This window comes from uncultured Porticoccus sp. (genome assembly GCF_963975625.1).
In the GTDB taxonomy this organism is placed as follows: Bacteria; Pseudomonadota; Gammaproteobacteria; order Pseudomonadales; family Porticoccaceae; genus Porticoccus.
In genome coordinates this window covers 234455-247454 of record NZ_CAXBHS010000002.1, presented here as the reverse complement: position 1 = coordinate 247454, position 13000 = coordinate 234455, and the positions used below count along the sequence as shown (strand labels likewise).

General features: G+C 49.7%; 13 protein-coding genes and 1 tRNA gene. 12 read left to right on the top strand and 2 right to left on the bottom strand.

Going from position 1 to position 13000, the window contains the following annotated elements; genetic code table 11:
• Positions 1-25: 25 nt before the first annotated feature.
• From lpdA to AACZ64_RS03810, 7 genes are all read left to right on the top strand, one after another.
• On the top strand, positions 26-1468 hold the full coding sequence (gene lpdA / locus AACZ64_RS03840) for a dihydrolipoyl dehydrogenase (protein WP_339639708.1): 1443 nt from the start codon (positions 26-28) through the stop codon (positions 1466-1468).
• A gap of 83 nt (positions 1469-1551) precedes the next feature.
• Positions 1552-2721 (top strand): ADP-forming succinate--CoA ligase subunit beta, encoded by a 1170-nt coding sequence (gene sucC, locus AACZ64_RS03835; RefSeq protein WP_339639707.1) that lies wholly within the window; start codon positions 1552-1554, stop codon positions 2719-2721.
• The gene (sucD, locus tag AACZ64_RS03830; RefSeq protein WP_293614306.1) at positions 2721-3593 is read left to right on the top strand and encodes a succinate--CoA ligase subunit alpha; all 873 of its coding nucleotides are present in this window, start codon (positions 2721-2723) and stop codon (positions 3591-3593) included. The genes sucC and sucD overlap by 1 nt, the downstream gene beginning before the upstream one ends.
• 215 nt (positions 3594-3808) lie before the next feature.
• On the top strand, positions 3809-5707 hold the full coding sequence (gene htpG, locus AACZ64_RS03825; RefSeq protein WP_339639706.1) for a molecular chaperone HtpG: 1899 nt from the start codon (positions 3809-3811) through the stop codon (positions 5705-5707).
• Between the two features lie 59 nt (positions 5708-5766).
• A complete protein-coding gene (locus AACZ64_RS03820) occupies positions 5767-6804 on the top strand; it encodes an NAD(P)H-dependent glycerol-3-phosphate dehydrogenase (protein ID WP_339639705.1) in 1038 nt (345 codons plus the stop codon).
• The gene (locus tag AACZ64_RS03815) at positions 6788-7222 is read left to right on the top strand and encodes a DUF4389 domain-containing protein (RefSeq protein WP_293614309.1); all 435 of its coding nucleotides are present in this window, start codon (positions 6788-6790) and stop codon (positions 7220-7222) included. Before AACZ64_RS03820 ends, AACZ64_RS03815 begins: the two co-directional genes overlap by 17 nt.
• A 9-nt stretch (positions 7223-7231) precedes the next feature.
• Positions 7232-7696, top strand: a complete 465-nt coding sequence (locus AACZ64_RS03810; RefSeq protein ID WP_293614310.1) for a hypothetical protein — start codon at positions 7232-7234, stop codon at positions 7694-7696.
• A gap of 46 nt (positions 7697-7742) precedes the next feature.
• On the opposite strand, the gene folE is transcribed toward AACZ64_RS03810, so the two are convergent.
• Entirely contained in the window at positions 7743-8285 is a 543-nt protein-coding gene (gene folE, locus AACZ64_RS03805; protein ID WP_293614384.1) for a GTP cyclohydrolase I FolE, read from the bottom strand.
• 106 nt (positions 8286-8391) lie between these two features.
• Between folE and prmB the strand changes: the two genes are divergently transcribed.
• The 4 genes from prmB to AACZ64_RS03785 all read left to right on the top strand — a co-directional run bounded on the left by prmB (position 8392) and on the right by AACZ64_RS03785 (position 12007).
• On the top strand, positions 8392-9303 hold the full coding sequence (gene prmB / locus AACZ64_RS03800; protein WP_293614311.1) for a 50S ribosomal protein L3 N(5)-glutamine methyltransferase: 912 nt from the start codon (positions 8392-8394) through the stop codon (positions 9301-9303).
• A 113-nt stretch (positions 9304-9416) separates the two neighbouring features.
• A complete protein-coding gene (aroC, locus tag AACZ64_RS03795; RefSeq protein ID WP_293614312.1) occupies positions 9417-10511 on the top strand; it encodes a chorismate synthase in 1095 nt (364 codons plus the stop codon).
• A gap of 14 nt (positions 10512-10525) precedes the next feature.
• Positions 10526-11674: an MFS transporter gene (locus AACZ64_RS03790; RefSeq protein ID WP_293614313.1), complete on the top strand. Its 1149-nt coding sequence runs from the start codon at positions 10526-10528 to the stop codon at positions 11672-11674.
• 51 nt (positions 11675-11725) lie between these two features.
• Positions 11726-12007 carry a hypothetical protein gene (locus AACZ64_RS03785; RefSeq protein ID WP_293614314.1) on the top strand — a complete coding sequence of 94 codons (282 nt, stop codon included), beginning with the start codon at positions 11726-11728 and terminating at the stop codon, positions 12005-12007.
• A 52-nt stretch (positions 12008-12059) separates the two neighbouring features.
• Here the strand turns inward: AACZ64_RS03785 and AACZ64_RS03780 are convergent.
• Positions 12060-12136, bottom strand: a tRNA-Pro gene (locus AACZ64_RS03780).
• Between the two features lie 142 nt (positions 12137-12278).
• Here AACZ64_RS03780 and AACZ64_RS03775 point away from each other — a divergent pair.
• Positions 12279-12992 (top strand): TetR/AcrR family transcriptional regulator, encoded by a 714-nt coding sequence (locus AACZ64_RS03775; protein ID WP_293614315.1) that lies wholly within the window; start codon positions 12279-12281, stop codon positions 12990-12992.
• Positions 12993-13000 lie beyond the last annotated feature (8 nt).

Here is a 13000-nt window from a genome sequence, read left to right as displayed (position 1 = left end):
TTAATTGAATTTAATAGGATTTGTAATGACAGAAAAATATGATGTCATCGTGATTGGGGCTGGTCCCGCCGGCTATGTTGCGGCTATTCGCTGCGCCCAGCTGGGACTTAAGACTGCGTGTATTGAAAAGTGGCAAAATGCCAAGGGCGAAGGCGTTAATGGAGGTACCTGCCTGAATGTTGGGTGCATTCCATCTAAAGCATTGCTGGATAGCTCTTATAAATACCATGAGGCAAAAAGTGAATTGTCTGTTCATGGTATCAGCACCACGAACGTAAAAATCGATGTAAAAGCGATGATTGAGCGCAAAACCAAAATTGTGGAGCAGCTCACGGGTGGTATTGCAGGTTTATTGAAAAGTAATGGCGTTACTTCGCTGTTCGGCACAGGTAAGTTGTTGTCTGGGAAGGAAGTTGAGTTGACCGATCACAAAGGCGGCAAACAAGTGCTTGCTGCTGATAACGTGATTATTGCAACAGGTTCTCAGCCCATCAACATTCCAGTGGCCCCCATTGACGGCAAAATTATTCTCGATTCCACTGGTGCCCTCGAATTAACGTCTGTACCAAAGCGATTGGGCGTGATTGGTGCCGGAGTCATTGGGCTGGAGTTGGGAAGTGTGTGGAACCGTCTGGGTAGCAAGGTTGTGCTCCTCGAAGCAATGACGGATTTCCTGTCTATCATGGATCAGCAAATTGCTAAAGAATCACTGAAGATATTTACCAAGCAGGGGCTGGATATCCGTTTGGGTTGCCGGGTTACTGGCAGCGATGTGAAAACCAAAGAGGTCGTTGTCACCTATCAGAACAGTGACGGTGAAGAAGCCAAAGAGACCTTTGATAAATTGATAGTCTGTGTCGGTCGTCGACCTTTCACTGAAGGGCTTTTGGCGCCTGATTGCGGCGTCAACCTCGATGAGCGTGGCTTTATCTTTGTCAATGAAAAATGTGCCACTAATGCGCCTGGGGTATGGGCTGTAGGTGATGTGGTGCGAGGACCGATGTTGGCTCACAAGGGTTCAGAGGAAGGCATCATGGTCGCCGAGCGTATTGCGGGCCAGAAAACCCAGATGAATTACGATATCGTACCCAATGTCATCTATACGCACCCGGAGATTGCCTCCGTTGGCAAAACTGAAGAACAGCTGAAGCAAGCGGGCGAGCCATACAGTATTGGTGTATTTCCCTTCGTTGCCAGTGGTCGCGCGCTTGCAGCAAATGACAGTGAAGGGATGGTAAAACTGATTGCTCACGCTGAAACAGACCGTATCCTCGGATGCCATATCGTCGGTCCCAGTGCAGCGGATCTTGTGCAGCAAGTGGCGATTGCGATGGAATTTGGGTCGAGTGCAGAAGATATTGGTATGACGGTCTTTGCACATCCGACGCTATCAGAGTCGGTGCACGAGGCGGCACTGGCAGTTAATGGTCACGCCATTCATATACCGAACCGCAAGAAACGGAAATAGTTTTTGTCTTATAACTCCGCAGTTCTCTACGATCTGCGGAGTTTTCTTATTTATTATCCTTAACCGACTGAACGGGAATGACAATGAACCTTCACGAATATCAGGCAAAGCAGCTGTTTGCTGAGTATGGTCTGCCAGTATCCGAGGGCATAGCAGCAGAAACTGTCAAAGAGGCTGTTGCGGCTGCCGATGTGATTGGCGGTGACCGCTGGGTAGTAAAAGCACAGGTACATGCTGGCGGCAGAGGCAAAGCGGGGGGCGTCAAACTGGTGACATCCAGAGCCGAAATCGAGGCTTTTGCCCGGGAATGGCTGGGTAATCGTCTGGTGACATACCAGACGGATAACAATGGGCAGCCAGTAAGTCGGATCCTTGTTGAGTCAGTCACAAACATTGCCCAGGAGTTATACCTTGGTGCTGTTATCGACCGCTCAACCCGTCGCGTGGTTTTTATGGCTTCCACAGAAGGTGGCGTTGAAATCGAGAAAGTCGCGGAAGAAACCCCAGAGAAAATTCTCAAGGCGATAATTGATCCGCTCACAGGAGCACAGCCCTACCAGGCTCGGGAGTTGGGCTTTAAGCTGGGCCTCAACGCTGAGCAGATTAAACAGTTCTCCAAGCTATTTCTCGGCCTGTCTAAGTTATTCCATGATTATGATCTTGCACTGCTGGAGATTAATCCGCTGGTCATTACTGAAGAAGGTAGTCTGCATTGTCTCGACGGCAAGATTAATATTGATAGCAATGCCATGTATCGTCAAAAGAAATTACAGGGTATGCATGACCCTTCGCAGGAAGATGCCCGCGAAGCTCACGCCGCCAGATGGGATCTCAACTATGTAGCCCTGGACGGAAATATCGGTTGTATGGTGAATGGTGCCGGCCTCGCTATGGGTACGATGGATATTGTCAAATTGCACGGTGGTCAACCGGCTAATTTTCTGGATGTGGGTGGTGGCGCGACCAAAGAACGTGTGGTTGAAGCTTTTAAAATTATCCTCTCTGACGACAAGGTCGAAGCGGTTTTGATCAATATTTTCGGTGGCATTGTTCGCTGTGATTTGATTGCGGAGGGCGTTATCGGTGCCGTTGAAGAAGTGGGTGTTAAGGTGCCTGTAGTGGTGCGCCTGGAAGGCAACAATGCCGAGCTTGGCTCCAAGCTTCTTGCTGACAGCGGATTGAATATTATTGCGGCTACCAGCCTTACGGATGCGGCTGAGCAAGTGGTAAAAGCAGCGGAGGGTAACCAGTAATGGCAATTTTGATCAATAAATCGACCAGAGTGATCTGTCAGGGGATTACCGGTGGTCAGGGAACCTTTCACTCCGAGCAGGCGATTGCCTACGGCACCAATATGGTGGGCGGTGTTACACCGGGTAAAGGCGGCTCAACCCATCTTGGTTTGCCAGTGTTTAATACGGTGGCGGATGCCGTTGCCCAGACGGCGGCTGAGGCCTCTGTTATCTATGTGCCGGCACCTTTCTGCAAGGATTCCATCCTTGAGGCTGCCAATGCGGGAATCCAGTTGATTGTCTGTATTACGGAAGGTATTCCCACGCTGGATATGCTGGACTGTAAAGTCAAGTGCGATGAATTGGGTGTACGGCTGATCGGGCCAAACTGTCCCGGTGTGATCACGCCGGGTGAATCAAAAATCGGCATCATGCCCGGCCATATTCACTTGCCGGGCAGAGTGGGAATTGTATCCCGTTCCGGCACCTTGACCTATGAAGCGGTCAAACAGACCACTGACTCAGGGTTTGGCCAGTCCACCTGTGTGGGTATCGGTGGTGATCCGATACCGGGGTCCAATTTTATAGACATACTGGCCCTGTTTGAAAAAGACCCGGCTACCGAGGCGATTGTCATGATTGGCGAGATTGGTGGTACTGCCGAAGAGGAAGCCGCCATGTACATCAAACATAACGTTACTAAACCGGTTGTATCCTACATTGCGGGTGTGACAGCCCCGGCTGGGAAACGTATGGGCCATGCGGGCGCTATTATTGCGGGTGGCAAGGGTACGGCGGATGAAAAGTTTGCCGCCCTGGAAGATGCAGGTGTCAAAACCGTGCGCAGTCTGGCGGAAATCGGTAATGCTCTTAAGGACGTCACTGGCTGGTAGTGCTGATCTTTCCAGTTGTTCAAAAAGGCGGTCTGAACGGGCCGCCTTTTTTATTGAGCTCATGAAAGCTGATTTAAGCAATGATTTCGTGAATAAACATTTATTTCTGTCAGGAATTTCAACGGCGTGCTTGATTTTTGGTTTGCTGCCCCCATTTCTGCACCAGCCAAAAAACATTTCGCTTTTAACTTTGTAACAAGGAGACGATGGCAGCCATGACTGTTGAAACCCACGGTTTTCAAACAGAGGCCAAACAGCTTCTGCACCTGATGATTCACTCACTTTATAGTAACCGGGAAATCTTTCTCAGGGAGTTGATTTCAAATGCTTCCGATGCTGCGGACAAACTGCGATTTGAAGCGCTGTCCGATAATGGGCTTTACGATGGCGATAGCGACCTGCAGATCAAAATAGATCTGGATCCCGATGCCGGAATCATAACGCTGCATGATAATGGCGTCGGCATGTCGAAGGAGGAGGTGATTGAAAATCTTGGAACTATTGCTAAGTCTGGTACTGCACAATTCTTAAATACCCTCTCGGGAGATCAGCGCAAAGATGCCCAATTGATTGGCCAGTTTGGTGTCGGGTTCTATTCTGCTTTTATTGTTGCTGACAAAGTTGTGGTTGAAACGCGGCGTGCTGGTGCGAGCGATAATCAGGCTGTTCGCTGGACCTGTGAAGGCGAAGCTGAGTACAGCATTGAAGACATAGAAAAGCCTTCTCGCGGCACTTCCATTACGTTGCATTTAAAAGATGATGCGCTGGAGTTTGCCAGTCAGCTGCGGGTGCACAATATCGTCAAGAAATACTCGGACCATATCGGCATCCCGGTGGCCATTAGAAAACCCGACCCTGACGCAGAAGAAAATACTGAAGCGCCGGTTTATAAATATGAAGTAATAAACAAGGCAACCGCCCTGTGGACGCGCCCGCGTAATGAGATAACCGATGAGGAATATAAAGAGTTCTATAAGCACCTCACCCATGATTTCATGGAGCCGTTGATCTGGTCTCACAATCGGGTCGAAGGCAAGCTGGATTACACAAGTCTGCTCTATGTGCCGGGGCATGCACCTTTTGATCTTTATAATCGTGACGTTGCCCGGGGGCTGAAGCTGTACATTCAGCGCACCTTTATTATGGATGATGCTTCACAGTTCTTACCTTCATACTTACGCTTTATTCGAGGGGTCCTGGATTCCAACGATCTACCACTGAATGTCTCACGGGAAATTCTACAGCACAGTCCCGCTGTGGACTCCATCCGTTCCGCACTGGTAAAGCGCGTGCTGGATATGCTGGACAAAATGGCCAAAGAGTCACCGGATGACTATGACAAAATGTGGAAGGAGTTCGGTACCGTTTTGAAGGAGGGACCGGCAGAGGATTATGCGAACCGTGAGCGTATTGCGGGACTGCTTCGTTTTGCCACGACCAAGACAGAAGATGAAAAGGAAACGGCTTCATTGGCAGATTATCTGTCCCGCATGAAGGAAGGGCAGGAAAAAATATACTATCTTGTGGCAGATAATATGATTGCAGCCCGTAACAGTGCCTACCTTGAGGTCTTCCGCAAGCGGAATGTAGAAGTGCTTTTGTTGACCGAGCGCCTCGATGAATGGACGATTTCCCATATTCATGAGTTTGAAGGGAAAGTGCTGCAGGACATTGCAAAAGGAGAGCTGGAGGATACCGTTCTTACTGACGACTCGGAGAATGAAGATAGTGACGGTGAGAAAAAACAGGCTTCATCAGAACTAATCGATAAAATTGCCAGTCGCCTGAGTGACAAGGTCGAAACTGTCAGAGAAACCCGACGGTTGACGGACTCTCCTGCCTGTCTCGTGTATGCTGAGGATGCATTGAGTCCGCAAATGCGAAAATTGATGGAAGCTGCTGGGCAGCCAGTTCCTACAGATAAACCGACACTCGAGATCAATGTCCATCATCCGCTTATCAACCAGCTGAGCAAGGAGGACGATACTGAACGATGTGCTGATCTGGTGTCATTGCTTTACGATCAGGCTGTGCTGTCCGCCGGTGATCAACTGGATAACCCCAGCCTCTTCGTTCGCCGACTCAACCAGCTGTTGTTTGAGGGAGCATCATAGCCGTGCTCCTTGGCTTCAACCTATAATCCCGGAAACAACGATAATCAGAAGTTGAAAGCATGGTGGCACCACAAAAAATTGCAGTACTGGGTGGCGGTACGTTTGGTACCGCCATTGCCAATATGATTGCTACCAATGGTCGCAATGTGGTCTTGTGGATGCGGGATGAAGAGAATGTTGCACGCTGCCGCCAAACACGTGAAAACCACCTCTACCTTCCCGGCTATCAGTTACACCAGAACTTACAAGTATCCAGTGACCTACATGGAAGCCTAGAGGGGGCTGAGGTTATATTCTTCTCTGTCCCCAGTTCTGCATTTCGCGCTTTAGCGAAAGATGCCAGACAGTATATTGCTACCCAGGCCATGGTTATCAGCACTGCCAAAGGGATTGAAGCCAACACATTCAAGCTGATGAGTGAAATCCTCGAAGAAGAACTTCCAGAGGCCAGGGTTGGGGTTATCAGTGGACCCAATCTTGCCAAGGAAATTGTCAACAGGGCCATCACCGCTACAGTTATTGCCAGCGACGATGAGCGTTTATGCAAGGAAGTGCAAGTGTTGCTGGGCTCTCCCTATTTTCGCGTTTACGCCAACCGCGATCGCTTTGGTGTGGAGTTGGCTGGTGCTTTAAAAAATATCTATGGGATTGCTGCCGGTATGGGTGCAGCCATGAAAATGGGACAAAATACCACCAGTGTATTAATTACTCGCAGTCTTGCAGAAATGAGCCGGTTTGCCGCCAAGCTGGGAGCGAACCCGATGACTTTTCTGGGGTTGAGCGGGGTCGGTGATTTATTCGTCACCTGTACCTCCCCGTTGAGCCGGAATTATCAGATAGGCTTTGCTCTGGGTGAGGGCTTGACACTCGATCAAGCAGTTGCAAAAGTAGGGCAAGTTGCAGAGGGCGTCAACACCACCAAAATCATCAAACAGGAGGCTGAAGAATTGGGTATTTATATGCCTCTGGTCAGCGCTCTCTATGAAACCATGTTCAATAAAAAGCCGGTTAGTGAGGTGCTCAGTAGTCTGATGCTCGCTGAGCAAAGTACCGATGTTGAATTTACTGCAGGGGAATGTCATGAAAGAGACGTTTAAGATCAATGTATTAAATGTCGATACCTGGATTCGACTGCTCTATATGATTCTGTTTGTCATATTGTTAGTGGTCGCACGTTTTGTTGTACTGATTGTTACTATCATCCAGTTCTTGGTGGTATTGGTTAGCGGGGAGGATAACCGTAATCTGAGAACATTGGGGCAGGGTACTGCTCAATGGGTCTGTCAGGCGGTTCTTTTCCTCACCTACAACTCTGAGGAAAAACCCTATCCCTTTTCAGATTGGCCTGAAACTCAGGCCTCTGTGGTGGATCACTGGGCGGACGCGGAAGTGGACGAGATACCTGCTGCCGAGTATTCCTCTGCTTCAGATGAAGATGTGCCCTCTTTTGTCAGTCAGAAATCTGGGGGGGAAGCGTCATCAGTTGATGATGCTCAAAAGGAAAAAAGCGAGTAATAAAAGCTGGTGCTGATCTACCTACTGCGCCACGGCGATGCACCCTACAGTGACATGGCGGGTGAAAGGTCATTGTCGGTTGAGGGCAAAAAGAACCTCGAATCTGTATTGTCGCAGCATCGCACGGAACTGTTCGGGCTTGCTTTAGTGCTCTGCAGCCCGGTTCTTCGTGCCCGGCAAAGCATGACAGTTTTGGCAGAAACACTGAATTATCAGGGGCCACTGTTGTTTGATGATGTGCTATGTCCCGAAAGTAGTGTGTCTGCCGTTGAAAGCCGCGTGAATTCCATGATGGAAGAGACGGTACTATTGCTTGGCCATCAGCCTCTAATTGGCAAACTTCTTGAGTATTTGACAGATCAGACTGGCTTGGGGTGGTCAATGACCACCAGTTCACTGGCTTGCCTTGATGTCACAGCTTTCAGCCGAGGTTGTGCTGAACTGAAGTGGTTGACGATTCCAGAGCCGGGCTGAATCCGCGGATACCCCCCCTGAAAGTTTTAACCGATTCAACGAGAAACTAACAGTTGATCAGTGAGAGGAGCTCATTGCGGGTGGCTTGATTGTCTCTAAATGAGCCTAGCATGGCGGACGTTTTCATTACCGAGTTTTGCTTCTCTACACCCCGCATCATCATGCACATGTGTTTGGCTTCAATAATGACTCCAACCCCATTTGCCCCGGTGACCGATTCAATGGTATTCGCTATCTGGGCTACCAGTGTCTCCTGAATCTGGAGACGACGAGCATACATGTCGACAATTCTGGCAACCTTTGAAAGACCCAGCACCTTTCCATCAGGAATATAAGCAACATGACATTTGCCGATGAATGGCAGTAAGTGATGTTCGCAAAGTGAATAGAGCTCGATGTCCTTGACGATAACCATTTCATTAGCATCAGAGGGAAACAGGGCTCCATTGATCACGTCATCAAGATTCTGGTGATAGCCACGGGTCATAAACTCAAATGCTTTGGCTGCGCGCTTGGGTGTATCCTTGAGTCCTGCCCGGGAAACCTTTTCCCCCGTAGACTCAATAATATGGGTGTAGCAATCGGTAATTTTCACAAATATTCTCGGCCTTTAGCTTTAGAAGCCGGAGCATAACCCTACGTTGGCGATAGGTAAACCTAAAGCCATTTGTTGACAGCAAAAGTAAAATGACAGCATGAAAAATCAAAGAATAATACCCGCCAAAGTTGGCGATTTTATCAACTGGGGTGCAGAGCGCTTTGAAGCTAAAGGATTGTGTTTTGGTCACGGCACTGACAATGCCTGGGACGAGGCTCTCAGTTTGGTATTGTTTGCTTTGAGTCTGCCCTGGGATAGTGATGTCAGTGTCCTGCAGCGGTCACTTTCCACTGACGAGCAATCGCGTATCACTAGCTTATTTGACCGGCGGATTAGCGAACGTATTCCGGCAGCTTATATCATTGGTGAGGCTTGGTTTGCCGGGTTGTCGTTCGCTGTAGATCAGCGAGTATTGGTGCCACGGTCACCAATTGCCGAACTGATGGAATCAGAGTTTTCTCCCTGGTTAAAAACCTCGCCGGCGACTGTTCTGGACCTCTGTAGCGGCAGTGGCTGCATTGGCATTGCCTGCGCCCATTACTTCCCGGAGGCCCGCGTGGTACTAAGTGATATCTCGGTTGATGCACTGGATGTGGCCGAGAAAAATATCCAACGTTATCAGCTCAGTGAACGCGTTATCACTGCAGAATCAGATCTGTTTGCCGGTCTCTGCGGTCAACGTTTTGATCTGATCGTCGCGAACCCCCCCTATGTGGATGCAGAGGATCTCGCAGACATGCCCAGTGAGTTTCTGCACGAACCGGCTATCGGGCTAGCTTCGGGGATTGATGGTCTGGATTTTACTCGCCGTCTGATTAATGAGGCACTGGATTATCTCACAGAGGAGGGTTCTCTGATTGTTGAGGTGGGGAATTCATGGCTGGCTCTCGAGGATGCATTTCCGGCCATATCATTCCTCTGGATAGACTTTGAGCGGGGTGGTCATGGGGTTTTTTTGTTGACCACACAACAGCTACGTGCACATCGTTTGTCATTGGACATCGACTAACCACGACAGAGTAAAGCTGATCGTATAAAATTCCTGTCTTGCTGCCTTTGTATCTCTTGTCCTCAGGAGAGTTGATGCGGGCATTCTTACGAACCGATAACCTGGAAAATCCTATGTCTGGCAATACCATTGGCAAGCTGTTTACCGTGACCACCTTCGGTGAAAGCCATGGTGCTGCCCTGGGTTGTATTGTCGATGGCTGTCCCCCTGGACTGTGTTTAACCGAACAGGACATGCAACGGGACCTGGATCGGCGCAAACCGGGTCAGTCACGCTATACCACGCAGCGACGTGAAGGTGATCAGGTGAAAATCCTGTCGGGCACATTTGAGGGCAGGACGACTGGAACCCCGATCGGATTAATCATTGAGAATACTGACCAACGCTCTAAGGATTATTCGAATATCAAGGATCAGTTTCGGCCAGCGCACGCTGATTACACCTATTTTCAGAAATATGGTATTCGGGATTACCGTGGGGGTGGTCGGTCGTCTGCACGCGAAACCGCCATGCGCGTCGCGGCTGGCGCGATTGCCAAAAAATATCTGAGAGAAGTTGCCGGTATAACGATTCGTGGATACCTCTCACAACTGGGTCCGATCAAAGCCGAGAAGGTTTTCTTGGATGAGATAGAAAACAACCCCTTCTTTTGCCCCGATCCCGACAAGGTTCCGGAAATGGAAACTTACATGCAGCAGCTGCTCAAGGAGGGTGACTCTGTCGGCGCAAAAATCACCGTCATTGCCACGGGTGTCCCGCCGGGCCTGGGTGAACCGGTATTTGATCGGCTTGATGCGGAGATCGCCCATGGTCTGATGAGTATCAATGCCGTTAAAGGTGTTGAAATCGGTGCCGGATTTGATTCGGTTGCCCAGCGAGGTACCGATCATCGCGATGAAATCACCCCCGAGGGCTTTCTGTCCAACCATGCCGGAGGTGTGCTTGGTGGTATTTCCTCGGGTCAGAATATCGTTGCTCATCTGGCGTTAAAACCGACCAGCAGCTTGCGGGTTCCTGGCCGTTCAGTAGATATCAATGGCAATGCGATTGATGTTGTGACCACTGGAAGACATGATCCCTGCGTGGGTATTCGTGCCACGCCGATTGCTGAGGCTATGCTCGCGATTACTCTGATGGATCACCTGTTGCGTCATCGTGCCCAGAATATCCATGTGGACAGCGGCCTGCCACCAATCCCTGCCAGCTAGACAACTGTTTTTTTGTGACTCACGAGGCAGTTCCATACTGGCGGTTGTCTGCGTTCTATTTTTGTTTCTTTGGCCTGTTGGGCGCGCTGTTTCCCTATTGGTCTCTTTACTTGCAGTCGCTTGGCTACACGGCTACCGAAATAGGCTTTTTACTGGCTATTCCGATGGCCACCAAGGTGATTGCGCCAAATATTTGGGCCTGGATTGCCGATTATACCGGTGAGCGGTTGGCAATTATTCGTTTGGGTGCATTGCTGGCCTGTCTGTGCTTTGCCGGCATTTTTATTAACCAGGGCTTCTGGGCCATTACATTGGTGATGGCTGGATACAGTTTTTTCTGGAATGCAGTGTTGCCCCAGCAAGAGGTGGTAACCACCAGTTTTTTACATCAACGACCAGAAAACTACAGTCGTATCCGGGTGTGGGGTTCTGTTGGCTTTATTGTGTTTGTGTTGGGCAGTGGTGCCTGGTTCGACAGATACAGCATCGATACATTGCCCGTCATCGGCCTGCTGTTGCTGGTGGGAATTTTCCTGTCCAGCCTCGCTGTGCCCACGCCTGCCTATCGACAGTTTGAGGTCGTCTCGCAGACATTTGCATCAGTCCTAAAACAACCCGTTGTGGTGGCTTTTTTTGTGGCAGGCATGCTGATGCAGCTGTCCCATGGCATCTATTACAGTTTCTTCAGTATTTACATGGAGTCTCACGATTACAGCAGGAGTGAGATCGGTGTCTTGTGGTCAGTGGGTGTCATTGCGGAGGTGTTTCTGTTTGTCATCATGCACCGTCTTTTACCACGTTTTGGTGTGCGTATAATTATGATCAGTTGCCTGTTGGTCGCCACATTGCGCTGGCTATTGATAGGCTACTTTCCCGAACAACCCGTGATATTGGTGCTTGCACAGGTTTGTCATGCGTTGACCTTTGGGGCCTATCATGCAGCGGGTATTGATTGCATACGCCGCCTGTTTGAAGCAGGTAATCAGGGTAAGGCCCAGGCCCTGTACAGTGCATTTTGTCTGGGGTTTGGTGGCGCCGTTGGCTCCGGGGCAGGGGGGCTAATATGGGATTTCAGCCCGCTGATGGCTTTCCAGTTGGGTTCTTTGTCCTGTTTTCTGGCCAGCTTTGTGATTTGGTTCCGTCTTAAGGATACCCGTCTTTGATATTTTCAGGGCTATCATGTCTTTGTATGCAGGGACTCGGGAGAAACGCCAATGAAATCCGTTATAGTGATTATGATCCTGGTTGGTGTTTATCTGTTTTATCCTACCTATGATCTGCTGGTCAAGGACAGCCCGTTTGATGAAACCTTTACATTACAGGGTAGCCAGTTCCTGACAGCTGACCGGTGTCGCGAAGCGGCAATGGCGAAGAAACTGCGCTACTTCCATTGTGCAGGTAGCAGTATTTGGGGCGATTTATTAAACACCTATGGCAGCTATCAACCTGAAAAACGTTACAGCGACCCTGAATTATTTAAAGATGACAGGAGTTGATGACTGGACGCCGAGAGCAATAAAAAACCCACGAGAACGTGGGTTTAATAATTGGTCGGTGTGAGAGGATTCGAACCTCCGACCCCTTCCTCCCGAAGGAAGTGCGCTACCAGGCTGCGCTACACACCGGCGGCGCGCATTATATCATCCTCCATTGAAGAGTCCACGACTCGCCGGGCTACTGCTCCGGGTTCACTTATGTGACCATTGACAGTATTTGAGTTTTCATCGGACAATCATCGTCCGCTGGCAAATCCCTCTAGAGTATCTGATGCCACGATCAATCTCGGATAGCACTGAAAAAATTCGCGCAAAGAAAAAGCGTTTCCTGGAACGCGAGGAAACGATTATTGAGAAGGCGCTGTGCCTGCTGATCAGGGACGGTGTTGACAAGGTAACCGTGTCCGCCATCTCCCGTGAAGCCGGTGTCGGTAAAGGGACCATTTACAAACACTTTCTCACCAAAACAGAAATTCTGATGCGTATCGTGCTCGATTATGAGCGCCATATCACTGAAAACCTTCGCCAGGGAATTGAAGCTGCAGAAGCGGGTGATCCCGGGGCTGCCGCTCGCTCCTATTTTCAGGCCCGTCTCGCTGACCCATCACTGGATCGTCTGGTGCAATTGCTGGAAGTCCGGCTCCATGACAATCATGAAGTGGTTGATAAAATGGATGAACTGCATGCATTGCGACGCTCCAATGTGGATGCGCTACATTCGATGCTTGCCAAGCTTATAGAGAAGGGCGTGCTCGAGGATGTACCGCCCCATTATCATTACATGGCCTGCTGGGCTCTAGCTCAGGGTGCGGTTGAGGCGTATTTCAATATCAGTTATGGCGCGGCAGTAGAAGATAAAGAAGACTTTTTAAACTTCATAGGTGGCATCGGTATCACCATGGGTAATCGCGGGCAATTGCGCGACGATAAAATTGCCCATTCAAGTGCCAATGCCAGTCGGACAGAAGTTCATCATTCTACATAGGTGCGCCA

What these genes read in the sequence shown, in the direction of transcription:
- lpdA (WP_339639708.1), top strand. Translation starts at nt 26, where the DNA reads ATGACAGAAAAATATGATGTCATCGTGATTGGGGCTGGTCCCGCCGGC.
- sucC (WP_339639707.1), top strand. Translation starts at nt 1,552, where the DNA reads ATGAACCTTCACGAATATCAGGCAAAGCAGCTGTTTGCTGAGTATGGT.
- sucD (WP_293614306.1), top strand. Translation starts at nt 2,721, where the DNA reads ATGGCAATTTTGATCAATAAATCGACCAGAGTGATCTGTCAGGGGATT.
- htpG (WP_339639706.1), top strand. Translation starts at nt 3,809, where the DNA reads ATGACTGTTGAAACCCACGGTTTTCAAACAGAGGCCAAACAGCTTCTG.
- AACZ64_RS03820 (WP_339639705.1), top strand. Translation starts at nt 5,767, where the DNA reads ATGGTGGCACCACAAAAAATTGCAGTACTGGGTGGCGGTACGTTTGGT.
- AACZ64_RS03815 (WP_293614309.1), top strand. Translation starts at nt 6,788, where the DNA reads ATGAAAGAGACGTTTAAGATCAATGTATTAAATGTCGATACCTGGATT.
- prmB (WP_293614311.1), top strand. Translation starts at nt 8,392, where the DNA reads ATGAAAAATCAAAGAATAATACCCGCCAAAGTTGGCGATTTTATCAAC.
- aroC (WP_293614312.1), top strand. Translation starts at nt 9,417, where the DNA reads ATGTCTGGCAATACCATTGGCAAGCTGTTTACCGTGACCACCTTCGGT.
- AACZ64_RS03785 (WP_293614314.1), top strand. Translation starts at nt 11,726, where the DNA reads ATGAAATCCGTTATAGTGATTATGATCCTGGTTGGTGTTTATCTGTTT.
- AACZ64_RS03775 (WP_293614315.1), top strand. Translation starts at nt 12,279, where the DNA reads ATGCCACGATCAATCTCGGATAGCACTGAAAAAATTCGCGCAAAGAAA.